Raw genomic sequence first — 26794 nt, forward strand, 5'->3', positions numbered from 1 at the left:
ATATTTAAATAAAAATTTTCTTTTTTCTAATCAATAACCAAATTACAATTGGAGCTCCAAATAAAGAAGTAACTGCATTTAAAGGTAACGTAAATTCGCTAAAAGGAAGTTGTGCAATACTATCACAAATTAATAATATAACACCTCCAATAATTGCTGTAGCAGGAATTAAAATTTTATGATTAGAGGTATTAAATATCATTCTTGCAACATGAGGTACAGCTAAGCCAATAAAAGCAATGGGTCCAGAAAAAGCTGTAATTACTCCTGTTAAAACACTAGTAATTAATAAAATTACATTTCTACTTTTTTTAATATTTACACCTAAACTTTTAGCATAATTTTCACCTAAAAGAAAACTATTTAATGGTTTAATAATAGCAATGCAAGCTATAATTCCGATAATATAAAATAAACCGAAAACACTTAATTCTTGCCAGCTTAAATTTCCTAAACTCCCAAAATTCCAGAAAATATATTGTTGAATTTTAGATGCTTCTGCAAAATAAGACAGTACACTTATAATAGCAGAGGTTAAACTGCCAAACATTAAACCAATAATTAATATAGACATTGTGTTTCTAACTTTATTTGCTGCAATTATAACTGCAGATAACACTAAAAATGCTCCTAAACTTGCTGCAATAGGTAAAGACCAATTAGAAATTGTATTAGATATAAAATACCCTCCAAAAATAGATGAACCTAAAATAAGTATAGCAACTCCTAAACTTGCACCAGAAGAAATACCTAAAACAAAAGGGCCTGCAAGCGGATTTCTAAATAAGGTTTGCATTAATAAACCACAAATAGATAATCCAGACCCAACCATTATCGCAGTTAATGCTTTTGGTAATCTAAAGTTTAAAATAATAGTTTGCCAACTTTCTTTAACATCTACATTTCCAAAAAAAACACTAAAAATATTTTTTAATGGGATATTTACAGAGCCTAAACTAATATTCACAAAAAATAATACAAACAGTAATACTGATAAAAGTAAAAAATGTTTTGTGTAGTTTTTTTGCGTCATTATTTATTTTAAAATAATCTACTAGTAGTTACTTTTTAAAAAAGTTACTAATTTTTGAATGGCTAAACCTCTATGAGAAATTTTGTTTTTTTCTTCTGCACTCATTTCTGCAAACGAAGTAGAAAAACCTTCTGGTTTAAAAATAGGATCATAACCAAAACCTTTTTCACCTTTTTTTTCTGTTATAATTTCTCCCTTACAAATACCTTCAAAAAGAAATTGTTCATCATTAATATTTAAACAGATGGCTGTTCTAAATTGCGCTTTTCTATTTGATTTGTCTTTAAGCTCGGTTAGTAATTTTTGCATATTTCTTTCAGCATCTCTAGGCTCGCCTGCAAAACGTGCAGAATATACTCCTGGTTTACCATCTAAAGCATCAACTTCTAATCCAGTATCATCTGCAAAACAACTATAACCGAAATTAGTAGTAATATAATTTGCTTTTAATTTTGCATTGCCTTCTAAAGTAGTTTCAGTTTCTTCAACTTCTTCAAAACAATTGATGTCTTTTAAACTCAAAATTTCAAATGATGAGGAAAGCATTTGTTGTACTTCTTTTAATTTATTTAAATTGTTTGTGGCAAAAACGAGTTTCATTTAAAAGAAAAATTTTTAACAAATGTAATCAATTTCTTTATGAAGTTTTTGCGTTCTATTTTAATCAATTCTAAAAAATATACTGTAAATTGCTAAAGTATAAAAATCCTGAAACCATTGTTATCATTGGTTTGTCGTGAAAATGTCGGGTTAAAAAGGGCTGTAAAAATTTGTCAATTTAATTTACTAAACTAACATTGTATGGAATTTAAAAATCGTTATCTTATGAAACAGCCAGAGTTAGGAAAGAAAATTTTAGAGTTAAGAAAATTAAAAGGATTAACTCAAGAAGAATTAGTAGAGCAATGCAATATTAATGTTAGAACCATACAAAGAATTGAAGCTGGAGATGTGTCTCCAAGAAGCTATACAATTAAAGCAATTTTAGAAGTACTTGGTGTAGACTTTGAAGAAGTTTTTGACAAAAAATACGAGCCTAGTAAGTTTGATAATATTTTAGGAGTAAAATCAGAAAAAGTTTCTAAACAATTAAAAACTGCTTTTGTTTTTGGTATTATTTACTTTATTGCTGGTTTTTTAGAAATCTTTGTTGATTTTTTAGCATTTAAAGATGATTGGCTATTTAATGTAATATATGTTTTTACAAAATCTATTTCTTTTATCTCTTTGGTATTTTTCTTTAGAGGTTTTATCATAATTTCTGGTTTACACAAAAATTATCTTTTACAAATTAGTACTTTTTTAATTATAGTATTTAGCTTAGTTTTTACAATATTAGATATTAGCGCTTTATATTTTTCTGACGATTTTACTGGTGTTATTAGTTTCTCTAAACTAATTACGTTTGGAGCTCTCAGTGTTATTTTAGGAATTGCTTTTTTAAGACTTAAAGAATTTGGAAATATTGCAAAATGGACAGGAATTTTTGAAATTGTAACAGGAGTTTGTTGGTTATTAATTATTCTTGCACCCATAGGTTTATTTACACAGGCTGTTGTAGAAATTTTTGAAATTATTTTAATTTATAAGGTTTTATCGTCTTTAAAAGAAAAATCGTAAAACTTATTCATGATGATAAGGTTCGTTTCGTAAAATTGTAAAACCTCTATAGATTTGTTCTACGATAAACAAACGAATCATTTGGTGTGAAAATGTCATTTTAGATAAAGAGATTTTACCTTGTGCTTTTTGATAAACAGTGTCAGAAAAACCATAAGGTCCACCAATAACTAAAACTAATTGTTTTATACCTGAATTCATCTTTTTTTGTAAGTATTTAGAGAACTCAATGGATGTAAAATGTTTGCCTTTATCATCTAATAATACTAATTGATCTGTATTTTGTAATCTATTTAAAATTAATTCTCCTTCTTTTTCTTTCTGCTGATCTTCACTAAGATTTTTCACATTTTTAATATCATTAATAATCTCTAACTCAAACTTAACATAGTGTTTTAGTCGATTTTGATATTCATCAATTAATTGAATTAACTGCTTATTGTCAGTTTTTCCAATAGCAAGAAGTTTAATTTTCATAGCTCAAAATTACAAATTATGTAGTATGAATTCCTATTTTTACGTCAGAATAAAATCTAAAGTATGATTTCAGAAGAACAATTTCAAAAAGAATTAGATATCATCATTAAAAATGCAATAAGAGAAGATATTGGTGATGGAGACCATACTTCTTTATCTTGTATTCCTAAAAATGCAGTTGGTAAAGCAAAATTATTGGTAAAAGATGATGGAGTTATTGCAGGTGTTGAGTTTGCTAAACAAGTTTTTGGATATGTAGATAAAGATTTAAAAATAGAAACTTTTATAAATGATGGTGAAAAAGTAAAATACGGAGACGTTGTTTTTCATGTTTCAGGAAAGTCGCAATCTATTTTAATGGCAGAACGTTTGGTTTTAAATGCTATGCAAAGAATGTCTGCTATTGCAACCAAAACTAAATTTTTTGCAGATTTATTAGAAGGCACAAAAACTAAAGTTTTAGATACTAGAAAAACAACACCAGGTATAAGAGCTTTAGAAAAATGGGCAGTAAAAATTGGAGGTGGAGAAAATCATAGATTTGCTTTATATGATATGGTTATGATTAAAGATAATCATATCGATTTTGCAGGAGGTATCACAGCTGCAATTACTAAAACTCAAAAATATTTGGCAGAAAAAAATCTTGATATTAAAATTATTGTTGAAGCTAGAAGTCTAGAAGAAATTAAAGAAATACTTTCAAATAAAGGAGTTTACAGAATTTTAATCGATAATTTTAATTACGAAGACACCAAAAAAGCTGTGGCTTTAATTGGTGATACTTGCTTTACAGAATCTTCTGGAGGTATTAATGAAAAAACCATTAGAGAATATGCAGAATGTGGTGTAGATTTTATTTCATCTGGTGCTTTAACTCATTCAGTTTATAATATGGATTTAAGCCTTAAAGCTATTTAGTAAATGATTGACAATTATTTTGATAGTGAAGCATTTGTTAAACTAGACTTTACAAAAACTAAAATTAAAAAAGGGGAATATGATAATTGCACTTTTACCAACTGTAACTTTGAAAATATACATGCGTCAAATATTCAATTTATAGAATGTGATTTTATCAATTGTAATTTTAGTAATACCACTATTAAAAACACAGCTTTTAAAAATGTCAACTTTAAAAACTGTAAATTAATTGGGGTTAATTTTCATGAAGTAGATACTTTTTTATTACAATTCTTTTTTAAAGACTGTCAATTAAATTATGCTTTATTTTATCAATTAAATATACCTAACACTATTTTTGAAAATTGTAATTTGCAAGAAGCAGATTTTACAGAAACTGTATTATTAAACTCGAAATTTGATAATTGTGATTTAAGTAAAACTGTTTTTGATAGAACTAATTTAGAAAATGTTAATTTTTCATCAGCTTATAATTTTTCTATAAATCCTGAAGAGAATAAATTAAAAGGAGCAACTTTTAATAAGAATAATGTGGTTGGTTTATTAAGTAAATATGAAATTATTATAGAATGAAATTTTTAAAAATATATCTTCTTTTATCTCTATTCTTTTTTTCATGTAAAAATGAAAGTTCATCAATTGTTTATATTCATTCTTTTCAAAGAACTCAAACAGATAAATTTATTGTAAACATAAAAAAAGAAAAAGGAAATATTTATTACAAGTATTCTAATAAAAAAGATACCATTAAAGATCTACATGTGGTTTTTAATATAAAAAATGATATTCTAATTTCTGATAAAGATACTTTTTATACTATTCATAAAGAATACAATACAAGTGACTTTAGTTATAAAATGTATCAACAAAAAGTTGTAAAAAGTCATAATAGAACTTTGGTTTTCAATAAAAATTATGGACTTTTATCAAGTACAGCTTTAGGAGCTGATTTTTTAATATTAAAAGATTCTTTATCAGCCATTAAAAACGAAGCTATTTTTAAAGAAATAATTTTAGAATTAAATAGAATTTCAAAATAAGTAACTGTCTGAAAGACAATTTATATGACTAAAGAAATAGAAGATAAATTAGATAAAATTCCAATTGTTTGCGTTTTAGTAAGAATAGGAAAAAAAATTAAAATTCCTGGTTTAGAAGGGATGTCTCTCTATGATGTTTTAGAAATGTATTTTATTGGAATTATTGAGGGAGCTTTAACCACAAGAGCAAGTGGTATTGCTTATAGCTTCTTTATGGCTATTTTTCCTTTCTTATTATTTATTTTTACATTAATCCCTTATATCCCAATAGATGGTTTTCAAGAAGGATTACTATCTATTATTACAGATGTTTTACCTCCAAAAACTTATGATTTAATTGGGCCAGTTATAGAAGATATTATAAAAAATCAATATTCAGGCTTACTTTCTTTTGGTTTTATTGTATCACTTTTTCTAATGGCAAATGGTGTAAATGCAATCTTTGGTGGTTTTGAATATTCTTACCATATAAAAGAAGTTAGAAATGTGTTTAGAGCGTATTTTATAGCAGTTTTAGTTTCTTTAATTATTGTTGTGTTTTTAATTATTACAGTTGTTATCATAACATTTTTAGAGCTATATATTAAAGAAAGAGGAGGTTTACAATGGTTAGAAGATAATTTAATTTGGTTACAAATTGGTAGAGCTTTAATATTCTTAACTATGATTTTTATTACAGTATCTATGTTATATCATTATGGAGTTAAAGAGGGTAAAGAATCTCGATTTTTTTCTCCAGGAGCAGTATTAACAACTATTCTTTCTATTCTCACTTTTTATTTATTTGGTATTTATGTTAATGAATTTGCCAAATACAATGAGTTGTATGGTTCTATAGGAACATTGTTAATATTAATGTTATTCATTTGGTTAAATGCAATAATTTTACTCTTAGGCTTTGAGTTAAATGCTTCTATTGCTACTTTACGCAAAAGAAATAAAACTATTTCTACATCAGATAATTTGTAAGATTTTCACGATATTTGCAGCTTTAAATTTAAAGGTGTTTTTACACCTAAAGAGAAAATCTAAAGATTATACATGAAACCAAGCATCCCAAAAGGAACAAGAGATTTTTCACCAACAGAAGTTGCAAATCGTACATATATTATAAATACGATTAAAACTGCTTTTGAAACTTTCGGATTTCAACCTATTGAAACTCCAAGTTTTGAAAATTCAGAAACCTTAATGGGTAAATATGGTGATGAAGGTGATAGACTCATTTTTAAGATTTTAAATTCTGGGGATTATCTAAATAAGTTGGAAAAAAAGGATTATTTTTTTACTAGTTTACTTAGGATAAATTCAATAATTAGAGCTTCCTACGAAAACTTTATTAATTATAGTAAATCTTACTTAAAAGATAACTTAGAATTATTTAATGACGAAGATAAATTTTTAAGTGATAAAAATATCAATTCTATATTTAATACTTTATATTTTGATGAATATTTTATTGATAAACAAACTTGTCTTAGAAGATTTTATACAATTTATATTCAGTCTCTTTATAATAAAAATAAAGATTTATCAAATAGTTTAATTGGACTATTAGTAAGAGAAAGTATAGAAGATTATTTTAAAAATAATTTAAATAAAGCTTCTTCTGAAATCTCAGAAAAAGCCTTAAGATACGATCTTACAGTTCCTTTTGCAAGATATGTAGTACAACATCAAAATGAAATTACATTTCCTTTTAAACGTTATCAAGTACAACCAGTTTGGAGAGCAGACAGACCACAAAAAGGTCGCTTTAGAGAATTTTATCAATGTGATGCAGATGTGGTTGGTAGTCAATCTTTATGGCAAGAAGTTGAGTTTATTCAATTGTATGATACTGTTTTTACAAAATTAGGTTTATCAGAAACAACCATTAAAATCAATAACAGAAAAATATTATCAGGAATTGCTGAAGTTATTGGTGCTCAAGATAAATTAATCGATTTTACTGTTGCTTTAGACAAATTAGACAAAATTGGTCAGCAAAAAGTACAAGAAGAAATGCTCTCTAAAGGAATCACTGAAGAAGCTATTGAAAAAGTACAACCTTTATTTTCTTTTAATGGTACTAACTCAGAAAATTTAGATGCTTTAGCACTAATGCTAGCTAAATCAGAAGAAGGTACAAAAGGAGTAGAGGAGTTGCGTTTTGTTATTAATACTGTTACAATTTTAGGTTTACAATCTGCTAATTTAGAAGTAGATGTAACTTTAGCAAGAGGATTAAATTATTATACAGGAGCTATTTTTGAAGTAGCTGCCCCTAAAGGAGTAAAAATGGGTTCTATTGGTGGTGGAGGAAGATATGATGATTTAACAGGAATCTTTGGAATGAAAGATGTGTCTGGTGTAGGGATTTCATTTGGGTTAGATAGAATATATTTGGTTTTAGAAGAGCTAGGTTTGTTTAAATCTGTTGATTTACCTAAGCCTAAAGTATTGTTTGTTAATTTTGGAGAAAATGAAGCTTTGTATTCTATGAAAGCAATTTCTAAATTACGAGCAAAAGGCATAAAATCAGAATTGTTTCCTGATGCTGCAAAAATGAAAAAACAAATGAATTATGCTAACAAGCGTGAAATTGAATTTGTAGTTATTGTAGGGTCTCAAGAAATTGAAAACGAAGTATATACTTTAAAAAACATGATTTCTGGTGAGCAAACAAAATGTTCGCTTTCAGAATTAATTAACGAATTACATTAGAAATAAAACGTAAATTTGCATTCTCAAAATTACGATTGAAATGTTTGAAATAAGCAGCAAAATGAATGACGAAAGGTTAGAAGAAATAGGAGAAAACCATGTAGGTACTTCTGCAAAAACTCCATTAAGAGCAGATGCTTTTGATATTTCTGACGAAGAAAAAATTAGTAAAATTCAAGAAAGTGTTAAAGATATTTTACACACTTTAGGTATGGATTTAACAGATGATAGTTTACAAGGTACTCCAAAAAGAGTGGCAAAAGCCTTTGTAAATGAGATTTTTATGGGATTAAACCCTAAAAATAAACCATCTGCATCTACTTTCGAGAATAACTATAATTATGGTGAAATGTTAGTAGAAAAGAACATAGTTGTCTATTCTACTTGCGAGCACCATTTATTACCCATTGTTGGTAGAGCACATGTAGCTTACATTTCTGATGGTAAAGTAATTGGTCTTTCTAAAATGAATAGAATTGTTGAGTATTTTTCTAAAAGACCACAGGTTCAAGAACGTTTAACGATGCAAGTTGTACAAGCAATGCAAGAAGCATTAGGCACACAAGATGTTGCATGTGTAATAGATGCAAAGCACTTATGTGTAAATTCTAGAGGAATTAAAGACATTGAAAGTTCTACAGTAACTGCTGAATTTGGTGGTAAGTTTAAAGAAAAAGATACCAAAAGAGAATTTTTAGATTACCTTAAATTAGAAACTGATTTCGATTGATAATCAATTAATTACAATAAATTTTAAAACCGTTAAGAATTTTCTTAACGGTTTTTTTTATTTTTTTTGCGACACAATTAAAATTTTTCCGTTCTTATAGTGTAAACAAACTTTAACCAACTTTTGAATACAAATCAACTTATAAAACAATGCAAACAGAATAATTATAAAGCTCAAATAGAAGTTTATAATGCTTATAAAAATATGATGTTAGGAGCAGCTTTAAGAATTCTAAAGAATAGAGAAGAGGCAGAAGATATTGTGCAAGATTGTTTTATAAAAGCTTTTGAAAAAATACATCATTTAAAAGAAGATGCAAATTTAGGTGGTTGGTTAAAAAGAATAGTAATTAACAAATCTTTAGATTTAGCTAGATCTAAATATAATTTTATAATTACTGATGAATTAGAAATCTTAGAAAATGAACCAGAAGATGTTGAAGATGAAATTTCTAGTACAACAACAGTAATTGATATTAAAAATTGCATTTATAAACTAAAAGATAAATATAGTACAGTCTTGTCTTTGTATTTAATAGAAGACTATAATCATAGAGAAATAGGTGAGCTATTAAACATTAAAGAAAGTACAGTTAGAAATCAATTTAGAAGAGGAAAGCAGCAGCTTTTAAAATTGATAAAAAATAAAGAATTATGAAATTAAAAGAATTTATCCATCAAAATAAAACAGCAATCCAAGAGGAAAAAATGTCTTCTAAAGCAGATGCTAATTTTGAGCAATTATTAAAAGATAAGTTGCATCAACCTAAAAAGCAAAAGGTAGTATTCTTAAAATTCATAGCAGTTGCTGCTTCTTTAGGATTATTAATAGCCACTTTTGTTTGGTTTAATAATCAGCCAGAAATTAACAAAAAGCAACAACAATTACTCTCTAATTTAGAAAACGAATCTGTAGGAAAACGATTAGAAGGGGTTTATACTTTTAATGATGAATATGCTAAAGAAGATGATAAAATTATAGAAACACTTTTAAGTATTTTACATAAAGACGAAAATACTAATGTAAAAATAGCAACAATAGATGCTTTACTTAAATTTCCTAAAAATGAGTCAATTAGAAAAAGTTTTATAAAAGCATTAGAAAAGGAAGACGTTCCTTTAGTTCAAATAAAATTAATAAAAGCAGTAAGTTTTTTAAGAGAAAACCGTGCACAAAAATCTCTTGAAAAAATTATAAATAGTGAACAAACCTTTCCAATAGTTAAAAACAATGCAACTTTAGCTATGGCAGAAATTAAAAAATAATACAATGAAATATTTACAAAAAATAACAGTAATCTTAATTGCATTTGCCTTTTTAGGACTAAATGCCCAAGAAAAGAAAATAAAATTTAACAAAGGAACTTTAAAAATATGCTCTTCTAAAAACTTTCAAATAGAAGGTTATGATGGAGATGAAGTAATCATAAAAAGTTTACATGAAAAAAAAGGAGAAAACTCAGTTTATGTTGTAAATGGTTTTAGAAATAATGGTACATACTCTTATAGTAATTCTTCTAAAAATAAATTGGCAAGAGTAGGTAAAGCGCAATCAATTAGTTCTGACTCTATTGTAAAAGGAAGATTAGTTTTTAGAAGTAATAATTCTGAACGTAAAAAAGGACTAAAAAAACTGGGTACTAAAAGTAATAATTCTGATTTAGGGATTTATTTTACTATAGAACAAAATGGAGATGAATTATTATTTAAAGACCAAAATCAAGTTGGGTTTATAATGACTAGTAATGAAAGTTATTTGGTAAAAATACCTAACACTTTAAAATTAAATTGGAAAACAAATAATTGTACAGATAGAGATAGGTCAGGAGAATATCGTTTTTTCTCGAGTAAAAATCCATCTTCGTTAAGTAATTTTGATGGTGAAACAGAAATATCATCAAGTGTAAATAATATAAAACTAAAAGATGTTACAGGGCCAGTTGTAGTAAACACAATTGGAGGTAATGTAACTGTAGAATTCGAAAAGAAATATCCAAAAAATTTATATTCAATTTATAGTAATAACGGGTTTATAGATATGCAAATTCCAAATAAATCAAGTTTAATGGTAGATGTAATTGGTAAGTCTGTTTATAGTGATGTTGATTTTAAAGTTTTAGAGGAAGAAGAAGTAAATGATGTTTGGCAAAAAACTACCAAAATGAAACTAAAATTTGGAGCAGGAAAAACCAAAATGAAATTGAATGCTGGTTTTGGTGAAGTGTTTCTTAGAAAAAAATAATTATTAAGAATGAATCATTCAACCAAAAAAAACCGTTTAGAATTTTCTAAACGGTTTTTATTTTTAGTTTTTTAAGACCCATTCTCCTTTTTCAATTAAAGGAATGGCTTGTTTATATTTTACTTCTTTTTCAGCACCACTCATTACATTTTTTATAGTAACTCTTTCGTTTCTACCAATTTTTGGTCTTTCACGTACAATAGTTTCTACAGGCTCATGTTGTTGTTGGCGAGAATTAGAAATAGCTTGTTCAGTAGAATTCTGAACATCATCTTTTCTTAAATTTAATTTTTCTCTTTTTTGTTGACGAGCTTCAGATATTTGAGAAGTATCTTGTGTTGGTAATTCTCCTTTAAACAAGAATGATAATACTTCTTTATTTATTTCATCTACAGTAGTTTTAAACAATTCAAATGCCTCGAACTTATAGATTAATAAAGGATCTTTTTGCTCATAAGAAGCATTTTGTACAGACTGTTTTAAATCATCCATTTTACGTAAATGATCTTTCCAGTTTTCGTCTATTATTGCTAGAGTAATGTTCTTTTCAAAATCATTTATTAATGATTTACCATTACTTTCGTAAGCTTCTTTTAAGTTAGTAACTACTTGTAATGTTTTTATACCATCTGTAAATGGCACAACAATACGTTCGTATCTATCACCCTCATTTTCAAAAACATTTTTAATTACTGGAAATGCAATTTCTGCATTTCTAGCAATTTTGTTTTTGTAATGTTCTGTAATAATTTCGTATAATTTATCTGTAATTTCTTTTTCTGATAACTTTTCAAATTCTTCTTCAGAGAAAGGAGAGGTCATAGAAGAAAAACGAATTAATTCAAACTCAAAGTTTTGAAAATCTTTTACGCCTTTATTACTATTTACGATAGATTCACAGGTATCATAAATCATATTAGCAATATCAACTTGTAAGCGTTTACCATCTAAAGCGTGTCTTCTTCTTTTGTAAACAAACTCACGTTGAGCGTTCATGATATCATCATACTCTAATAATCTTTTTCTGATTCCGAAGTTGTTTTCTTCAACTTTCTTTTGAGCTCTTTCAATAGACTTGGTAATCATAGAATGCTGAATTACTTCTCCTTCTTTTAATCCCATTCTATCCATCATTTTGGCAATTCTATCAGAACCAAATAGACGCATTAAATTATCATCTAGAGCTACATAAAACTGAGAAGAACCAACATCACCTTGTCTTCCTGCACGTCCTCTTAACTGTCTATCTACTCGTCTAGAATCGTGTCTTTCTGTACCAATAATAGCTAAACCACCAGCAGCTTTTACTTCTTCTGTTAATTTAATATCTGTTCCACGACCAGCCATGTTTGTTGCAATAGTTACTTGCCCAGGTTTACCAGCTTCTGCAACTACATCTGCTTCACGTTTGTGTAATTTTGCATTTAAGATGTTATGAGGAATTTTACGCATTTGTAACATTCTTCCTAATAATTCTGATATTTCTACAGAAGTTGTACCTACTAAAACAGGTCTTTTTTGTTCTACAAGTTTTACAATATCATCTATAACAGCATTGTATTTTTCACGAGCAGTTTTGTAAACTAAATCTTCTTTATCATCTCTTGCTATTGGCTTGTTTGTAGGAATCTCTACAACATCTAATTTGTAAATTTCCCAAAATTCACCAGCTTCTGTTATGGCAGTACCTGTCATCCCAGAAAGTTTGCGATACATTCTAAAGTAATTTTGTAAAGTAACAGTTGCAAAAGTTTGTGTAGCATCTTCAATCTTTACATTTTCTTTTGCTTCAATGGCTTGATGTAGTCCATCTGAATAACGACGACCATCCATGATACGTCCTGTTTGCTCATCAACAATCATTACTTTATTATCCATGACTACATACTCAACATCTTTTTCAAAAACAGTATATGCTTTTAATAGTTGATTCATAGTATGAATTCGCTCACTCTTAATACTAAAGTCTTTGTATAACTCTTCTTTTAGTGCTGCTTTTTTCTCAGGAGCATCTTCAGATTCATCAATTTCTCCAATTTTTACTCCAATATCAGGTAAAACAAAGAAAGTATCGTTATTTGTTTTTTCTGATAAATGTGCAATTCCTTTATCTGTTAAATCAATTTGATTGTTCTTCTCTTCAACAACAAACCATAAATCTTCATCAACTTCAGGCATCAACTTATTGTTGTCTTGCATGTAGAAGTTTTCTGTTTTTTGTAAGATTTGTTTAATTCCTTCTTGAGATAAGAATTTAATTAACGCTTTATTTTTTGGTAAACCTCTGTATACTCTTAATAATAGTTTACCACCTTCTTTATCATCACCAGCTGCAATTAACTTTTTAGCTTCAGCTAATACACTAACTAAATGTTGTTTTTGAAGTGTTACTAAATCAGCAACCAAAGGTTTTAATTCATTAAATTCATGCACATCTCCTTTTGGCACAGGTCCTGAGATAATTAAAGGTGTTCTTGCATCATCAATTAATACAGAATCTACCTCATCAATAATTGCATAATTTGGAGCTCTTTGAACTAAATCATCTTTAGAGCTAGCCATGTTATCACGTAAATAATCGAAACCAAATTCGTTATTTGTACCATAGGTAATATCTGCATTATAGGCTTTTCTTCTTGCATCTGAGTTTGGCTGATGATAATCTATACAGTCTGTAGATAAGCCATGGAATTCAAAAATTGGACCCATCCAAGCTTTATCACGTTTTGCTAAATAATCATTTACGGTAACTACATGAACTCCATTACCTGTTAAAGCATTTAAGTAAACAGGGAGTGTAGATACTAAAGTTTTACCTTCACCTGTCATCATTTCTGCAATCTTACCTTGATGTAAAACAGAACCACCAATTAATTGTACATCATAATGAACCATATCCCAAGTAACAGGTTTACCTGCTGCATCCCAAGAATTAGCCCAATAAGCTTTATCGTCTTCTAATGTTATGTTATCTCTTTCTGCAGATAATTCTCTGTCAAAAGGAGTTGCAGTAACTTCTATTTCTTCATTTTCTACAAAACGTTTTGCTGTTTCTTTCATTACAGCAAATGCTTCTGGCATTATTTCTAATAGTACTTCTTCAGAAATTTTATAAGCTTCATCTTTTAAGTTATCTATTTCAGCATAAATATCTTCTTGACGATCTATTTCTGCAGATTTAGCTTCTTCTTCTAAAGTTTCTATTTTTGAGTTAAATTCTGCAGTAGCTGCTGCAATTTTATTTTTGAACTCAATGGTTTTTCCTCTTAATTCGTCATGAGAAAGTTTTGCAAATTCTGCTTCAAATTTTTTAGTACTTTCTACTACTGGTTGTAAAATCTTTAAATCTTTTTGTTGCTTATCACCTACAAAAAGTTTAATTACAGAGTTTAAAATGCTCATTTTATATGTTTTATCAGTTATTAAATAACTGTATGTTTGATTATTATTTTAAGAGCCATAAAACTAAAAATTTTAATAGTTTTATGTCTTATAAAACCAAAAAAAAAGCCTCTTTTGAGACTTTTATATTTTTGATGTTTTCATTTAGTATTCATCCTCATTCCAGAGATAATCATCTTCTGTAGGATAATCTGGCCAAATTTCGATAATTGAGTCATATGCATCACCTTCATCTTCGATATCTTGTAGGTTTTCTACTACTTCTAGTGGAGCACCTGTTCTAATAGCGTAATCTATTAACTCATCTTTGGTTGCTGGCCAAGGTGCATCTGCTAAATAAGATGCTAATTCTAATGTCCAATACATTTCTTACTGTTTAATTTGGTGCAAAAATAATTTTTTTACTTAATTATGCAAGTCTTTTTTAAGAAATATACATTAAAGATATTTTAGTGTTGTTTAAGTCACTTGTAATCAGAGGTATGTGAATTAAAAAAATCTAATATCTTTAAATATCAATAAAAAAAAGAACGTTAATTTTTTTGAGGAATCCATTTAATTTCCTCTACTGATAAGTCTTTAGACAACTTTCGTGCCAACGTAAAAAGAAAGTCAGAAAGTCGGTTTAAATACTTTAATATGTCACTATTAATATTTTCTTCATCATTTAACTCTACGCATAAACGTTCTGCACGTCTGCAAACACACCTTGCAACGTGACAGAATGACACAGCTTGATGACCACCAGGAAGTATAAAATGTGTCATTTGAGGCAATTCCTCATCCATTTTATCGATTTCATTTTCTAAGAATGTTATGCTGTTTTCATTTACTTTAGGAATGTTTAAACGTTCTTTACCAGACTTTAGAGTTTCTTTTTCTGGTGGAGTTGCTAACATAGCACCTAAAGTAAAAAGCTCGTTCTGAATTCTTAACAATACTTCTTTAACTGTATCACTAATTTCTTGATCTTTTATAAGGCCAATATATGAGTTTAACTCATCCACAGTTCCATAACTATCTATTCTAAGATTGTACTTTTTTACTCTAGTACCACCATATAAAGCAGTTGTACCTTTATCTCCTGTTTTTGTGTAAATTTTCATAAGAGCAAAAATACAAACTTAAATATTTAAGAAAGTGTTAAACTCTTATTTTAAAATGCTCTTTTGCTTGTTGTGGTCTGTAGAATAGTAAACTAAAATAATATACATCTATACTTACTATATTAGATTGTTTTTTAAGGAAATTATTCCACAATTTTAAAGATTTATTACTCTTATAAATTTGATGAAAAATAAGAATTGTATTTTCATTTAATAAATTAGAATTAATAATTTCTTCTTCAGTTAAGTTTCTGAAATAAAGTAATTTAAATTCGTTATTTAAAGTACTTATTTGTGATTTAGTATTAAAATAAAATTCTTTTACATTAAAGTAAGTAATGATATTAGAAAGAATTTTTTTCTCTTTTTTAGAAAGAGAATTAAGTTCAAGATATTTATCTATTTCATTTGTAATTATTGACTTTTTGTATAAGCCTTTTATGACAAAGTTAAAGACAAAAGGGGAGTGAACTCCATGTTGGTTTGTAGAGCTAAGTAAAAATTTTATTCTTGAAAAAAGTTGAAATAGCATTAAACCTTATGTCCGTTAATAAATACTGAATCAATTAAATTAGAACCAAAACTGTAAGGAATAAATCCATAAGATGGAATTTCCTTGGTAATAATAAAATTGGCTAATTTTCCTCTAGTTATACTTCCTACTTTGTTAGAAATATTTAAGGCATAAGCACCATTAATTGTAGCTGCATTTATAGCTTCTTCTGGTGTTAATTTCATTTTTATACAAGCTGCAGCTACAACAAAATTCATGTTTCCTGATGGTGTAGAACCTGGGTTAAAATCTGAAGCCAAGGCTAATGGTAACCCATTATCAATTATTTTTCTAGCTGGTGTATAAGGAATTCCTAAGAAAAAAGAACAGGAGGGAAGTGCAACAGGCATTGTTTCAGAATTCTTTAAATAATGTAAATCATCATCATTTAAAATTTCTAAATGATCAACAGAAAGCGCATTGTGTTTTGTTGCAATCTTAATACCACCAATACTATTAAACTGATTCACATGAATTTTTGATCTTAATCCATATTTCTTTGCAGCTTCTAAAATTTGCTCAGTGTCTTCAACTGAAAAATACCCTTTTTCACAGAAAATATCTATAAAATCTACTAGATTTTCTTTGGTGATTTTAGGTAACATTTCATTGATTATCAAATCAATATATTCTTGTTTATTATTTTTGAATTCAGTTGGTAATGCATGAGCTCCTAAAAAAGTAGATTTTATAGGAATACTATAATTTTCTTTTAGTTTTTTAATAACGCTAAGCATTTTTATTTCTGCATCAACAGTTAAGCCATAACCAGATTTTATTTCAATAGCACCTGTACCTAGGGTCATGACTTCTTCTAATCGATTTGCAGATTGCTGATATAAATCTTCAAAAGAGGTTTCTTGTAGTTTTTTAGCAGAATTTAAAATTCCACCTCCTTTATTAGCAATCTCTTCATAGGTTAAACCTTTGATTCTGTCAACAAATTCTTGTTCTCTATTACCTGCAAATACTATATGTGTATGTGAATCTACCCATGTAGGAAAAATCATTTTTCCATTACAATCAATAACATTATCAATAGAATTAGGAGCATTTTGCATTAAACCATAATCGATAATTGTATTATCTTCAACTAGTAAAAAGGCATTTTTTAGAGTTGGTAAAATCTTCATTGCAGTACCAGAAACCTTCAAAACTTCTAAGTCTCTAACTTGAATTAACTCTTTTATATTGATAAATAATTGCGTCATTAAAAATGATTATTTTAGCAAAACAAACTTACGTAAATTCTAGAAAATGATTCCTAAAAACGAATATGCACCTTATTATGCAATGTACATAAAACCAATAGAGAAAAATGGTAAATCTATAATAGAAAACCTTAAAGATAGCCAAACTCAATTTGATGAATTATTTAGAATTTTACCCATTGATAAACAAAATTATGCATATGCAGAGGGTAAATGGACCACCAAAGAATTAATACAGCATATTATAGATACAGAACGTGTTTTTTGTTATAGAGCATTATGTTTTGCAAGAAATGATAAAACCCCTTTACCAGGTTTTGATCAGGATTTATTTGTAAGTTATGATAATGCTAATGATCGTAATTTTATAGATTTACTAGATGAAATGCAGACTTTAAGAAACTCTACAATTCAATTATATAAAAGTTTTACTGAAGAAGCCTTGCAAAGAATTGGAAATGCATCTGGAAATGATATGTCTGTTAGAGCATTAGGATTTCTTTTCTCTGGACATCAATTGCATCATTTAAAAGTTTATAAAGAAAGATATCTATAAAACTAGCATTACTTAGGAAGAACTGTCATGAAAATCTTTATAGATCTTTCATTTTTATATTCAGATTTTGGTGTATTTGCTTTAACAACTAACATTGTATTTAGGCCAATTAAATCTTCAGTAATTTTAAAATTAAATCGATTGCTTTCTTGTTTGATTCTTAAAGAACCTGCAAAGTGATAAACTTCATATTCTATTTCTCTGTCTTTTGGATCATTAGCTTCTATAAGTAATTCATAATCATCACCAACACTTAAAGTTGGTTTATTAGGGTTATCTGAATTATTACTAAACCAAGTAGTACCTAGGTTATCAGAAACTTTATTAATAGCTATAAAATAATCATTTGTATTATTGTTTTTATTTGAGAAAATAGTAAAGCTATTTTTTAAATCTGCTGTAATACCTGATAATAATTCTTCTTGACTTTTTGTGAGACTGTTTCCTAAATTTAAAGTGTTTTTGAATTGATAGACTTCATCAAAAAACACAAAAAAACGATCTTTATTTTTAAATACTTTTTCAAAAGCATTCCAGTTTTTTTCAACAATAGTTCTTAGATCTATAAAATCGGCATAAAACAAAATTCTTTTTTCAAATAAAAAGCCATCATTCTTTTCTTTTTCATGATTTCTTTTTTCTAGCCACCTACGTTTTAATTCATTAGAAATATTATAATCTATATCATCAGAAGCACCAAGAATAGAAATTATGACTTGTTTTAGTGTGTTTTCGTAGGTTTTTGTCATCTTATTTATTTTCTAAGGGTAAAAGGATTTAAAATTACAAAATATATTTAAAATGGACTTGTTTAAATTAAATTGATTAAAACAAAAAACCGAAGTTAAAAACTTCGGTTATATTGTGTGGTTTCAATAATTTTTATTTTAAACTACCAGTCATATCTTCTGGTTTTACCCACTCATCATATTCTTCTGGAGTTACATAACCTAAATTTACTGCTTCTTCTTTTAAAGTGGTTCCATTTTTATGAGCTGTATTAGCTATTTCTGCGGCTTTATAATACCCAATTTTTGTATTTAAAGCAGTTACTAACATCAAAGAATTATTTACTAATTCTTTAATTCTAGAATGATTTGGCTCAATACCAGCAGCACAATTTAAATCAAAAGAAACACATGCATCACCAATTAATTGTGCAGATTGTAAAACATTTGCAGCCATCATTGGTTTAAACACATTTAATTCATAATGACCTTGTGTACCACCAATCGTAACTGCAACATCATTACCCATAACTTGAGCACAAACCATTGTAATTGCTTCAGCCTGTGTAGGATTCACTTTACCAGGCATAATTGAAGAACCTGGTTCATTAGCAGGGATTATAATTTCTCCAATTCCAGATCTTGGGCCAGAAGCCATTAATCGAATATCGTTAGCAATTTTATTTAAAGAAACTGCAATTTGCTTTAAAGCTCCATGCGTTTCTACTAATGCATCGTGTGCTGCTAGAGCTTCAAATTTATTTTCTGCAGTTACAAAAGGCATTCCTGTAAATTCAGCAATATATTTAGCAACTAAAACATCATAACCAGCAGGTGTATTTAAACCTGTACCTACTGCTGTGCCTCCTAAAGCTAATTGACTTAAATGGTCTAAAGTATTTTTTAATGCTTTTAAACCAAAGTTTAATTGAGCTACATAACCTGAGAATTCTTGTCCTAAAGTAAGTGGAGTAGCATCCATTAAGTGAGTTCTTCCTATTTTAACAACATCTTTAAAAGCTTCTGATTTTGCTTTTAAAGTATCTCTAAGTTGTTCTATTCCAGGAATTGTAGTTTCTACAATTTTCTTGTAAGCTGCAATATGCATTCCAGTAGGAAAAGTGTCATTAGAAGATTGTGATTTATTTACATCATCATTTGGTTGAATGGTTTTCTCTCCTTCACCAATTACTTTTCCTGCAATTTCATGAGCTCTGTTAGCAATAACCTCATTTACATTCATGTTAGATTGTGTACCTGAGCCAGTTTGCCAAATAACAAGGGGAAATTGATCATCATGTTTACCCTCTAAAATTTCATCACAAACTTGTGTAATTAAATCTCTTTTTTCTACTGATAGTACACCCAATTCACAATTGGTATAAGCTGCAGCTTTTTTTAAGTAAGCAAAACCGTAAACTACCTCTAAAGGCATAGAAGCAGGTGCCCCAATCTTAAAATTATTACGAGAACGTTCTGTTTGGGCTCCCCAGTATTTATCTGCAGGAACATTAACTTTACCCATTGTGTCTTTTTCTACTCGAAATTGTGTCATTTTAGATGAAATTTAATTTTTGCAAATTTACAAAATATGAGATGATTTTTTAGAATATTACTCTTTTAAAAGAGTATCATAAATATTTACAAAGACATTGTGATTTTAAAAAAATATATTTTATTTTTGCATCATTAAATATTAATGACAATGTTAGAATTTTCAGAGTTTTCAGGTTTAGTTTTATTCATGTTTATTTTTACAGCCGGTTTTTGGTTGTTAATATTCTTATTAACATTTGTTGTTCCATATTGGATTGGAGGAACAATTTGGGAAAATATGAAATTAAAAAGAGAAGCTAAAAAAGCTGCTGAAGGTAAGTAAAGATTTACTTTAAAAATATATCATAAAAAAAGCGCTAATTTTTAAATTAGCGCTTTTTTTATTTGATGGAAGATTCTATCCTTCAAAATCTTCACCACCATTATCTTCTCTTTGTGGTTTAAATCTTTCTTTTTTCTGATTAAACCTGTAAACAAAACTTACTCTAAATTGTGGTTCTCTCCATTGAAATTCTGAATATTGGTCTAAGAAACCTGGGATGTTTGTAGTTCTTCTACTTATTCTACTATTAAATACATCACTAAAGTTTAAACTTATAGAAGCTTTTTCATTAAATAAGTCTTTACTAGCTGCAATATTCATACTAAAAACACCTTGACTTTTAGTTTGAGCATTTTGTGACGGACCTCTATAGTTTGTATTAATTTGTAAATCTGTTTTTCCTGGTAAAGTTATCTTTTGGTTTAATCTGATAAAAAATGCTGTGTTTTCAAAATCGAAACTTTGAGTAACGTTTGTTGTTGGATTAGTATAATCACCATCAGTAGTAACTCTAAAAAGGTTAAAATCACTATTAATATTCCAAATCTTAAAAGGTCTATAATTTAAAGTAAATTCTAATCCTAAACGTTCTTGGGTTGATAAGTTTATTGGGAATCTTCTTGTTATTGGATCTCCATTATCTGTTACATCTCCTGTGTCTTCTTGGATTCTTTCCCAATTATCATTACTTATGTTATAATATAAAGAGGTACTTAATGTAAATTTATCCCATCTTTTTAAATAACCAATGTCAAAAGCATCTGTAATTACAGGGTTTAAATTAACATTACCTGTATAAATATTAGCTTCACTAGATCTACTTGGAAAAGGGTTTAAATTTCTTCCTCTAGGTCTTCTAATTCTTCTATTATAACCAATAGTCATGTTTTCACCATCTCTAAACTCATAACCAAGATTTACAGTAGGAAATAAGTTTCCATAATTTCTTTTACTGCTAGTGGTAGATGTTTGCTGAACAATTTCAGTTGTGGTATATTCATAACGTAAACCTCCTAAGAAAGATATTTTATTAAATTTTTGACCATATTGAAAGTATGCAGCATTTACAAATTCTTCATAATTAAAAGAATTATTTAAGCCTGCATCTGGTACTAGAGGTCCATCAGGAAAAACTTGTCTTTCTGCTAAGTAAAAGCTGTTAAAGATGTCTCTATAATTTCCTCTATAACCAGCTTCATATTGAATGTTTTCACCTACAGGATGTACATAATCTATTTGTAAAAGAGCTCTATCTTCATTCTGTTCTTCAATAACTTGTTCTAAATCATTTAAAATATTTGATTGAGTGTCTATTTCTGTAATATTATTTAAAATATCTTCCATTTCTGTAGAATATTGTAAATTAATAGAAAGCTTTTTTCCTTTGCCATCAAAAGTATTTACATAATCTAAAGTGTATTGAAGTCTGTTTTCATCTTCTCCTTCAGCTTCTGTTCTAAAAGTAGCTTCATTGATATTTCCATTAGCATCAAATCTATCAATATCATTAGTGTTTACATCATCATCATTACCTCCATTAAAGACGATATTACCAATTATACTTGAATTTTGTGATAAATAATATTCTGCACCAAAACTTGTAAAAATAGATCTACCTAATCTACCAAAATTTCTTTGCTCAACTACTAACGCATTCTGAGCATTTGATGATAAAAAATTAGATTCGCTTAAAGCATTACCTGGAGTTTCATTATATCTAAAACCTGTATTTGTAAAAAGATTCCATTTTTTTGTTCTCCAGTTTGCATTAAAAGCTGTACCCAATCTTTCAGGATATCCTAAATCTAATTGTAAAGATCCATTAAAACCAGTTAATTTATTTTTTCTTAAAATAATATTTAAAATTCCAGCAGTACCTTCTGCATCATATCTTGCTGATGGAGAGGTTATTACTTCAACTTTTTCGATTGCTTCTGCAGGGATTTGTCTTAAAGCTTCAGCACCATTTAAACCTACTAAAGCACTTGGTCTACCATCTATTAAAATAGTTACATTTTCATTACCACGTAAACTAACTGTTCCTTCTACATCTACTTGCACAGAAGGTACATTTCCTAAAACATCACTTGCATTTCCTCCTCTAATAGAAAGGTCTTTACCTATATTAAATACCTTTTTATCTAATCTTATATCTACAGTTGTTTTTTCTGCTATAATTACAACTTCATCTAAAGACTTAGAATCTTCAGATAAAGTAATTGTACCCAAATCTAAATCTTTAGTAATATTTTGTTTTGGGTATTTTTTTGATTTAAATGAGATAAATTCTACACTTATTTCATAAAATCCAGCAGGTGTTTTTACACTAAAAATACCTTTAGCATCTGTAATACCTCCAGAAATTTTTTGGGTTTCTGTATTTTTAATTACAATAGTAGCATACTCTAAAGGTTGTTTAGATAAAGCATCAATAATTTTACCACTTATAGTAATTGTTTTTTGAGAAAAAGCTGTTAATACGAAGAAAAAAGCTAAACTAAAGAATGTGTATTTTTTTGTCAAAACTAGTTGGGTTTTTTTATTATGACTGCAAATTTCCTTTTTAGTTTAGTTTAAAATGGTTAAAAAAAAGTTAAACAATTTTAAGTTACATTATTTAGATATATTCTAAGATAGTTTCTGGTGGTCTTCCTATAACTGCTTTATTGTTATTAATTACAATTGGACGCTCTATTAGCTTAGGATTTTCTATCATTGCTTTTACAATTTCATGATAAGATAAATCTTTTCCTTTAAAGTTTTCTTTCCAAACTTTTTCGTTTTTGCGTACTAATTGTATAGGATTAATATTTAGTTTTTTTATAATTTTTGCTAATTCTTCTTCTGAAGGAATATCTTCTAAATATTTAATTATTTCAAATTCTTTACCTGAGTTTTCTAAGATTTGTAGTCCTTCTCTAGATTTTCTACAACGTGGATTGTGATATATTTTAATCATTTTATTTTAGCTTTTAATCTTCTGTTTTTTGTCCATTTAACATTAAGTATGCTTTTAAAAATGGTTGAATATTACCATCCATTACAGCATCTACATTTCCTGTTTCATGAGCAGTTCTAACATCTTTCACCAATTTATAAGGATGCATTACATAGTTTCTTATTTGGCTTCCCCATTCATTTTTCATTTTGTTAGCTTCAATATCATCTCTTGCAGCTTGTTGTTTTTGTAATTCTATCTCATACAATTGAGATTTTAACATTTGTAAAGCTGTAGCTCTATTATCATGCTGAGATCTTGAGTTTGAGCACTGTATTTGTATACCTGTTGGTTTATGTAATAATTGAACTTTAGTTTCTACTTTGTTTACATTTTGGCCTCCTGCACCAGAAGAACGAGCTGTAGTTATTTCTATATCTGCAGGATTTATATCAATCTCTATACTTTCATCTGCAACAGGATAAACATAAACAGAAGCAAAACTTGTATGACGTTTTGCATTAGAATCGAAAGGAGAAATACGTACCAATCTGTGCACACCATTTTCGCCTTTTAACCAACCAAAAGCATAATCGCCTTCTATTTCTACAGTAACTGTTTTAATGCCAGCAGTATCACCTGCTTGATAGTTAAGTGTTTTTAATTTAAAGCCTTGTTTTTCTGACCACATTGTGTACATTCTAAATAACATTTCTGCCCAGTCACAACTTTCTGTTCCTCCAGCTCCAGCTGTTATTTGTAATGTTGCTGATAAAGAATCACCTTCATCTGAAAGCATATTTTTAAATTCTATATCTTCTAAAAAAGAAATAGTTTTATCAAATTGTTCTTCTAATTCTTTTTCATCAACTTCGTCTTCTTTGTAAAAATCATACAAAACATTTAAGTCTTCATTAAATGTAATAACCTTATTATAATCTTCTACCCATTTTTTCTTAAAACGTAAATCTTTCATCAACTTTTCTGCTTCTTTTGGATTATTCCAAAAATCTGGGTTAGCAGTTTTTTCTTCTTCGTTAGTTATTTCAATTAATTTTTTATCAATTTCTAAATAACCTTTAAGCTTGCTAATTCTTGTAGATATATCTTTAAGTTGGTCTTGTGTAATCATAAGTTGAGCAAAAATAAATGAATTTTTAAGATTTCGTGTTTTAAAACTAAACCTTATTTCATAGTTTTATAGAAAATAATTTATTCATGAAAAAATTACTATTTCTTATTGCTTTTTTAAATTTAACAACTTCTAGTTATTCTCAATTTTTAACAGAAAAATCATCTAATAAATTAAAGAAAGGTATTACCAAATATGAAGGTTACTTTAATTTTTATTATGATGAAAACTCTGATAAAGTTTATTTAGAAATAGATAAATTAAATGACGAATTTTTATACGTAAATGCATTGTCTGAAGGTATTGGCTCAAATGATATTGGTTTGGATAGAGGTAAACTTGGAGGTGGAGTAGTAGTACATTTTAAAAAAGTAGGTAATAAGTTATTGTTAATACAACCTAACCAAGATTATAGAGCAATAACAGATAATAGAGAAGAAAAGCAATCTATAAAAGAAGCTTTTGCGAAATCTGTTTTACACGGATTTATAATTAAAGAAGAAAAGAATAATACTTTTTTAATTGATGCCACCTCTTTTTTTATGAGAGATGCTTTTGGTGTAGCTAGAACTTTAGCTAGAAATAATCAAGGTAATTATAGTTTAGATAAAAGTAGAAGCGCTTTTCATTTAGAAAGAACAAAAGCATTTCCTAAAAATGTTGAGTTTGATGTAATGTTAACATTTAAAGGAACTCCAAGAGGATATAACATTAGAAGTGTTACTCCAGATGCAAGTGCAGTAACTGTTCATCAACATCATTCTTTTGTAGAATTACCAGATAATAATTATAAACCTAGAAAGTTTGATCCACGTTCAGGATCCTTTCCAATGTCTTATATGGATTATTCAACACCTGTAAATGAATCAATTACAAAGCGTTTTATTTATAGACATCGTTTAGAAAAGAAAGACCCAAATGCAGCTGTATCTGAAGCTAAAGAACCTATTATTTACTATTTAGACAGAGGAACTCCAGAACCAGTAAGGAGTGCTTTGTTAGATGGTGGACGTTGGTGGAATCAAGCTTTTGAAGCAGCTGGTTATAAAAATGCTTTTCAATTTAAAATGCTTCCTGAAGGTGCAGATATGTTAGATTTAAGGTATAATGTAGTTCAGTGGGTTCATAGAAGTACTAGAGGTTGGAGTTATGGTGCAAGTATATCAGATCCTAGAACTGGAGAAATAATTAAAGGGCATGTAAGTTTAGGGAGTTTAAGAATTCGTCAAGATTTTTTAATAGCACAAGCTTTGCAAGCACCTTACAAGAATAATTCAGTAGACGATAAATTTGCTTTAGAAATGGCAATTGCAAGAATAAGGCAATTATCTGCTCACGAAATTGGTCATACATTAGGTTTTGCCCATAATTTTTCTGCGAGTACAAATGGTAGAACTTCTGTAATGGATTATCCACATCCTAAAATTAGTTTAAAAGATGGTAAAATTGATTTTTCTGATGCTTATGACACCAAAATTGGAGCTTGGGACAAAGTAGCAGTAGCCTATTCTTATCAAGATTTTCCTGAGGGTAAAAATGAAAAAGAAGAGTTAAATAAAATATTAGAAAATGCTTTTTCTAACGGATTAAAATATTTATCTGATTCTGATGCAAGACCACAAGGAAGTGCAAGTGGAGCTGCTCATTTATGGGATAATGGAGATAACATCTATGATGAATTATACAACGTTTTAAATGTTAGAAAAAAGGCTATAGAAAACTTTTCAATAGATAATATTAAAGCTGGTCAGCCATATTCTGTTTTAGAAGACGTTTTTGTGCCTTTGTATTTTTTTCATAGATATCAAACAGAAGCTACTACAAAATTAATAGGTGGTTTAGAATATAGTTATGCTGTTAAAGGAGGTAACCAAAACCCAGTAAAAATGATTTCTGGAACTACAGAAAGAAATGCTTTACAAGCTGTTTTAAAAACTATTGATGTTAACGAAATTGCAATACCTAAACAAAAACTAGACTTATTTCCACCAAGAGCCATTGGTTATGGTAGAAGTCGTGAGTCTTTTAAGAGTAAAACAGGTATTGCTTTTGATGCATTTTCTGCTGTAGAAACAGCTTCTGAAATGAGCTTAGAATTGCTGTTAAATCCACAAAGAATGTCAAGACTTATAGCTCATAAAAGTTTAAATGAAACACAGTTAGGTTTAGAAGAGTTGATAGATAAGTTAATAGAAAGTACTATTAAAAAGAATCATAAAAACTCTTATCATCAAGAATTGCAAAATATAATTAATACTGAAGTTTTAGAGCAAATATTTTATTTAGGTGTGTATAAAAATCAGTATAAACAAGTAAATGCGATTGTTTTATCAAAATTAGAGGATATTAAATCTTTATTAGATACTAAAAAATCTAAGGGTACTCAAAAAATTTACGATAATGCTATGAGTAAAATGATCAGTAATTATTTAAAGAATCCAACTTCGTTCAAAAAAATATCTGCTCCTCAAATTCCAGATGGATCTCCTATAGGAACAGATTATAAGAATTAAATTAA

Annotated in this window: 26 protein-coding genes; 13 read left to right on the forward strand and 13 right to left on the reverse strand. The window is 28.1% G+C overall.

Annotation, left to right across the window (positions count from 1 at the left end; genetic code table 11):
• Positions 1-4: 4 nt before the first annotated feature.
• Positions 5-1033: a FecCD family ABC transporter permease gene (locus ACFOWD_RS09445; protein WP_377410050.1), complete on the reverse strand. Its 1029-nt coding sequence runs from the start codon at positions 1031-1033 to the stop codon at positions 5-7.
• A gap of 21 nt (positions 1034-1054) precedes the next feature.
• The gene (locus tag ACFOWD_RS09450) at positions 1055-1633 is read right to left on the reverse strand and encodes a non-canonical purine NTP diphosphatase (protein WP_377410052.1); all 579 of its coding nucleotides are present in this window, start codon (positions 1631-1633) and stop codon (positions 1055-1057) included.
• Between the two features lie 225 nt (positions 1634-1858).
• Between ACFOWD_RS09450 and ACFOWD_RS09455 the strand changes: the two genes are divergently transcribed.
• Positions 1859-2653, forward strand: coding sequence for a helix-turn-helix domain-containing protein (locus ACFOWD_RS09455; protein WP_377410054.1), 795 nt, complete (start codon positions 1859-1861; stop codon positions 2651-2653).
• Positions 2654-2656: 3 nt separating this feature from the next.
• On the opposite strand, the gene rlmH is transcribed toward ACFOWD_RS09455, so the two are convergent.
• A complete protein-coding gene (gene rlmH, locus ACFOWD_RS09460; RefSeq protein WP_377410056.1) occupies positions 2657-3130 on the reverse strand; it encodes a 23S rRNA (pseudouridine(1915)-N(3))-methyltransferase RlmH in 474 nt (157 codons plus the stop codon).
• A gap of 63 nt (positions 3131-3193) precedes the next feature.
• On the opposite strand from rlmH, the gene nadC reads away from it, so the two are divergent.
• The 9 genes from nadC to ACFOWD_RS09505 all read left to right on the forward strand — a co-directional run bounded on the left by nadC (position 3194) and on the right by ACFOWD_RS09505 (position 10771).
• Positions 3194-4051, forward strand: a complete 858-nt coding sequence (gene nadC / locus ACFOWD_RS09465) for a carboxylating nicotinate-nucleotide diphosphorylase (protein WP_377410058.1) — start codon at positions 3194-3196, stop codon at positions 4049-4051.
• A 3-nt stretch (positions 4052-4054) separates the two neighbouring features.
• Positions 4055-4627 (forward strand): pentapeptide repeat-containing protein, encoded by a 573-nt coding sequence (locus tag ACFOWD_RS09470; protein WP_377410060.1) that lies wholly within the window; start codon positions 4055-4057, stop codon positions 4625-4627.
• Positions 4624-5094 (forward strand): hypothetical protein, encoded by a 471-nt coding sequence (locus ACFOWD_RS09475; protein ID WP_377410062.1) that lies wholly within the window; start codon positions 4624-4626, stop codon positions 5092-5094. Before ACFOWD_RS09470 ends, ACFOWD_RS09475 begins: the two co-directional genes overlap by 4 nt.
• 24 nt (positions 5095-5118) lie before the next feature.
• Positions 5119-6063 carry a YihY/virulence factor BrkB family protein gene (locus tag ACFOWD_RS09480; protein ID WP_298993496.1) on the forward strand — a complete coding sequence of 315 codons (945 nt, stop codon included), beginning with the start codon at positions 5119-5121 and terminating at the stop codon, positions 6061-6063.
• A 72-nt stretch (positions 6064-6135) separates the two neighbouring features.
• Positions 6136-7800: a histidine--tRNA ligase gene (hisS, locus tag ACFOWD_RS09485; protein WP_377410064.1), complete on the forward strand. Its 1665-nt coding sequence runs from the start codon at positions 6136-6138 to the stop codon at positions 7798-7800.
• 40 nt (positions 7801-7840) lie between these two features.
• Positions 7841-8530 (forward strand): GTP cyclohydrolase I FolE, encoded by a 690-nt coding sequence (gene folE / locus ACFOWD_RS09490; protein WP_298993494.1) that lies wholly within the window; start codon positions 7841-7843, stop codon positions 8528-8530.
• A 123-nt stretch (positions 8531-8653) separates the two neighbouring features.
• Complete coding sequence (locus tag ACFOWD_RS09495) at positions 8654-9187, forward strand: RNA polymerase sigma factor (protein WP_377410065.1); 534 nt, start codon at positions 8654-8656, stop codon at positions 9185-9187.
• Positions 9184-9795 carry a HEAT repeat domain-containing protein gene (locus ACFOWD_RS09500; protein WP_377410067.1) on the forward strand — a complete coding sequence of 204 codons (612 nt, stop codon included), beginning with the start codon at positions 9184-9186 and terminating at the stop codon, positions 9793-9795. Before ACFOWD_RS09495 ends, ACFOWD_RS09500 begins: the two co-directional genes overlap by 4 nt.
• Positions 9796-9799: 4 nt before the next feature.
• Positions 9800-10771 carry a hypothetical protein gene (locus ACFOWD_RS09505; protein ID WP_377410070.1) on the forward strand — a complete coding sequence of 324 codons (972 nt, stop codon included), beginning with the start codon at positions 9800-9802 and terminating at the stop codon, positions 10769-10771.
• 63 nt (positions 10772-10834) lie between these two features.
• On the opposite strand, the gene secA is transcribed toward ACFOWD_RS09505, so the two are convergent.
• The 5 genes from secA to hutI all read right to left on the reverse strand — a co-directional run bounded on the left by secA (position 10835) and on the right by hutI (position 17043).
• On the reverse strand, positions 10835-14173 hold the full coding sequence (gene secA, locus ACFOWD_RS09510) for a preprotein translocase subunit SecA (RefSeq protein ID WP_377410073.1): 3339 nt from the start codon (positions 14171-14173) through the stop codon (positions 10835-10837).
• Between the two features lie 144 nt (positions 14174-14317).
• Positions 14318-14539 carry a DUF2795 domain-containing protein gene (locus tag ACFOWD_RS09515; protein ID WP_015479930.1) on the reverse strand — a complete coding sequence of 74 codons (222 nt, stop codon included), beginning with the start codon at positions 14537-14539 and terminating at the stop codon, positions 14318-14320.
• 167 nt (positions 14540-14706) lie between these two features.
• Positions 14707-15279, reverse strand: a complete 573-nt coding sequence (locus ACFOWD_RS09520; RefSeq protein WP_298993489.1) for a cob(I)yrinic acid a,c-diamide adenosyltransferase — start codon at positions 15277-15279, stop codon at positions 14707-14709.
• A gap of 37 nt (positions 15280-15316) precedes the next feature.
• Positions 15317-15811, reverse strand: a complete 495-nt coding sequence (locus ACFOWD_RS09525; RefSeq protein ID WP_377410076.1) for a hypothetical protein — start codon at positions 15809-15811, stop codon at positions 15317-15319.
• Complete coding sequence (gene hutI, locus ACFOWD_RS09530) at positions 15811-17043, reverse strand: imidazolonepropionase (RefSeq protein WP_377410078.1); 1233 nt, start codon at positions 17041-17043, stop codon at positions 15811-15813. Before hutI ends, ACFOWD_RS09525 begins: the two co-directional genes overlap by 1 nt.
• 46 nt (positions 17044-17089) lie before the next feature.
• Between hutI and ACFOWD_RS09535 the strand changes: the two genes are divergently transcribed.
• On the forward strand, positions 17090-17599 hold the full coding sequence (locus ACFOWD_RS09535) for a DinB family protein (RefSeq protein ID WP_377410081.1): 510 nt from the start codon (positions 17090-17092) through the stop codon (positions 17597-17599).
• 8 nt (positions 17600-17607) lie between these two features.
• On the opposite strand, the gene ACFOWD_RS09540 is transcribed toward ACFOWD_RS09535, so the two are convergent.
• Together ACFOWD_RS09540 and fumC are read right to left on the reverse strand one after the other, a co-directional pair.
• Positions 17608-18348, reverse strand: a complete 741-nt coding sequence (locus ACFOWD_RS09540) for a hypothetical protein (RefSeq protein WP_377410084.1) — start codon at positions 18346-18348, stop codon at positions 17608-17610.
• A 133-nt stretch (positions 18349-18481) separates the two neighbouring features.
• The gene (gene fumC, locus ACFOWD_RS09545) at positions 18482-19882 is read right to left on the reverse strand and encodes a class II fumarate hydratase (protein ID WP_377410086.1); all 1401 of its coding nucleotides are present in this window, start codon (positions 19880-19882) and stop codon (positions 18482-18484) included.
• Between the two features lie 150 nt (positions 19883-20032).
• Between fumC and ACFOWD_RS09550 the strand changes: the two genes are divergently transcribed.
• The gene (locus ACFOWD_RS09550) at positions 20033-20206 is read left to right on the forward strand and encodes a hypothetical protein (protein ID WP_298993477.1); all 174 of its coding nucleotides are present in this window, start codon (positions 20033-20035) and stop codon (positions 20204-20206) included.
• A 75-nt stretch (positions 20207-20281) separates the two neighbouring features.
• On the opposite strand, the gene ACFOWD_RS09555 is transcribed toward ACFOWD_RS09550, so the two are convergent.
• From ACFOWD_RS09555 to prfB, 3 genes are all read right to left on the reverse strand, one after another.
• Positions 20282-22729 carry a TonB-dependent receptor domain-containing protein gene (locus tag ACFOWD_RS09555; RefSeq protein WP_377410088.1) on the reverse strand — a complete coding sequence of 816 codons (2448 nt, stop codon included), beginning with the start codon at positions 22727-22729 and terminating at the stop codon, positions 20282-20284.
• Positions 22730-22823: 94 nt separating this feature from the next.
• Positions 22824-23165 carry an arsenate reductase (glutaredoxin) gene (gene arsC, locus ACFOWD_RS09560; protein WP_377410091.1) on the reverse strand — a complete coding sequence of 114 codons (342 nt, stop codon included), beginning with the start codon at positions 23163-23165 and terminating at the stop codon, positions 22824-22826.
• A gap of 13 nt (positions 23166-23178) precedes the next feature.
• Entirely contained in the window at positions 23179-24276 is a 1098-nt protein-coding gene (gene prfB, locus ACFOWD_RS09565) for a peptide chain release factor 2 (RefSeq protein ID WP_298993470.1), read from the reverse strand.
• 86 nt (positions 24277-24362) lie between these two features.
• On the opposite strand from prfB, the gene ACFOWD_RS09570 reads away from it, so the two are divergent.
• The gene (locus ACFOWD_RS09570) at positions 24363-26789 is read left to right on the forward strand and encodes a zinc-dependent metalloprotease (protein WP_377410093.1); all 2427 of its coding nucleotides are present in this window, start codon (positions 24363-24365) and stop codon (positions 26787-26789) included.
• Positions 26790-26794: the final 5 nt, after the last annotated feature.

It is taken from the genome of Polaribacter marinivivus, assembly GCF_042651285.1.
Taxonomy (GTDB): Bacteria; Bacteroidota; Bacteroidia; order Flavobacteriales; family Flavobacteriaceae; genus Polaribacter; species Polaribacter marinivivus.

Coding starts and splice junctions, on each gene's coding strand:
- ACFOWD_RS09525 (WP_377410076.1), bottom strand. CDS start 15,811: ATGCTATTTCAACTTTTTTCAAGAATAAAATTTTTACTTAGCTCTACA.
- ACFOWD_RS09570 (WP_377410093.1), top strand. CDS start 24,363: ATGAAAAAATTACTATTTCTTATTGCTTTTTTAAATTTAACAACTTCT.
- ACFOWD_RS09455 (WP_377410054.1), top strand. CDS start 1,859: ATGAAACAGCCAGAGTTAGGAAAGAAAATTTTAGAGTTAAGAAAATTA.
- ACFOWD_RS09505 (WP_377410070.1), top strand. CDS start 9,800: ATGAAATATTTACAAAAAATAACAGTAATCTTAATTGCATTTGCCTTT.
- fumC (WP_377410086.1), bottom strand. CDS start 19,882: ATGACACAATTTCGAGTAGAAAAAGACACAATGGGTAAAGTTAATGTT.
- ACFOWD_RS09470 (WP_377410060.1), top strand. CDS start 4,055: ATGATTGACAATTATTTTGATAGTGAAGCATTTGTTAAACTAGACTTT.
- rlmH (WP_377410056.1), bottom strand. CDS start 3,130: ATGAAAATTAAACTTCTTGCTATTGGAAAAACTGACAATAAGCAGTTA.
- ACFOWD_RS09535 (WP_377410081.1), top strand. CDS start 17,090: ATGATTCCTAAAAACGAATATGCACCTTATTATGCAATGTACATAAAA.
- hutI (WP_377410078.1), bottom strand. CDS start 17,043: ATGACGCAATTATTTATCAATATAAAAGAGTTAATTCAAGTTAGAGAC.
- ACFOWD_RS09480 (WP_298993496.1), top strand. CDS start 5,119: ATGACTAAAGAAATAGAAGATAAATTAGATAAAATTCCAATTGTTTGC.
- ACFOWD_RS09515 (WP_015479930.1), bottom strand. CDS start 14,539: ATGTATTGGACATTAGAATTAGCATCTTATTTAGCAGATGCACCTTGG.
- secA (WP_377410073.1), bottom strand. CDS start 14,173: ATGAGCATTTTAAACTCTGTAATTAAACTTTTTGTAGGTGATAAGCAA.
- prfB (WP_298993470.1), bottom strand. CDS start 24,276: ATGATTACACAAGACCAACTTAAAGATATATCTACAAGAATTAGCAAG.
- folE (WP_298993494.1), top strand. CDS start 7,841: ATGTTTGAAATAAGCAGCAAAATGAATGACGAAAGGTTAGAAGAAATA.
- arsC (WP_377410091.1), bottom strand. CDS start 23,165: ATGATTAAAATATATCACAATCCACGTTGTAGAAAATCTAGAGAAGGA.
- ACFOWD_RS09500 (WP_377410067.1), top strand. CDS start 9,184: ATGAAATTAAAAGAATTTATCCATCAAAATAAAACAGCAATCCAAGAG.
- ACFOWD_RS09540 (WP_377410084.1), bottom strand. CDS start 18,348: ATGACAAAAACCTACGAAAACACACTAAAACAAGTCATAATTTCTATT.
- ACFOWD_RS09475 (WP_377410062.1), top strand. CDS start 4,624: ATGAAATTTTTAAAAATATATCTTCTTTTATCTCTATTCTTTTTTTCA.
- ACFOWD_RS09445 (WP_377410050.1), bottom strand. CDS start 1,033: ATGACGCAAAAAAACTACACAAAACATTTTTTACTTTTATCAGTATTA.
- ACFOWD_RS09450 (WP_377410052.1), bottom strand. CDS start 1,633: ATGAAACTCGTTTTTGCCACAAACAATTTAAATAAATTAAAAGAAGTA.
- hisS (WP_377410064.1), top strand. CDS start 6,136: ATGAAACCAAGCATCCCAAAAGGAACAAGAGATTTTTCACCAACAGAA.
- nadC (WP_377410058.1), top strand. CDS start 3,194: ATGATTTCAGAAGAACAATTTCAAAAAGAATTAGATATCATCATTAAA.
- ACFOWD_RS09520 (WP_298993489.1), bottom strand. CDS start 15,279: ATGAAAATTTACACAAAAACAGGAGATAAAGGTACAACTGCTTTATAT.
- ACFOWD_RS09550 (WP_298993477.1), top strand. CDS start 20,033: ATGTTAGAATTTTCAGAGTTTTCAGGTTTAGTTTTATTCATGTTTATT.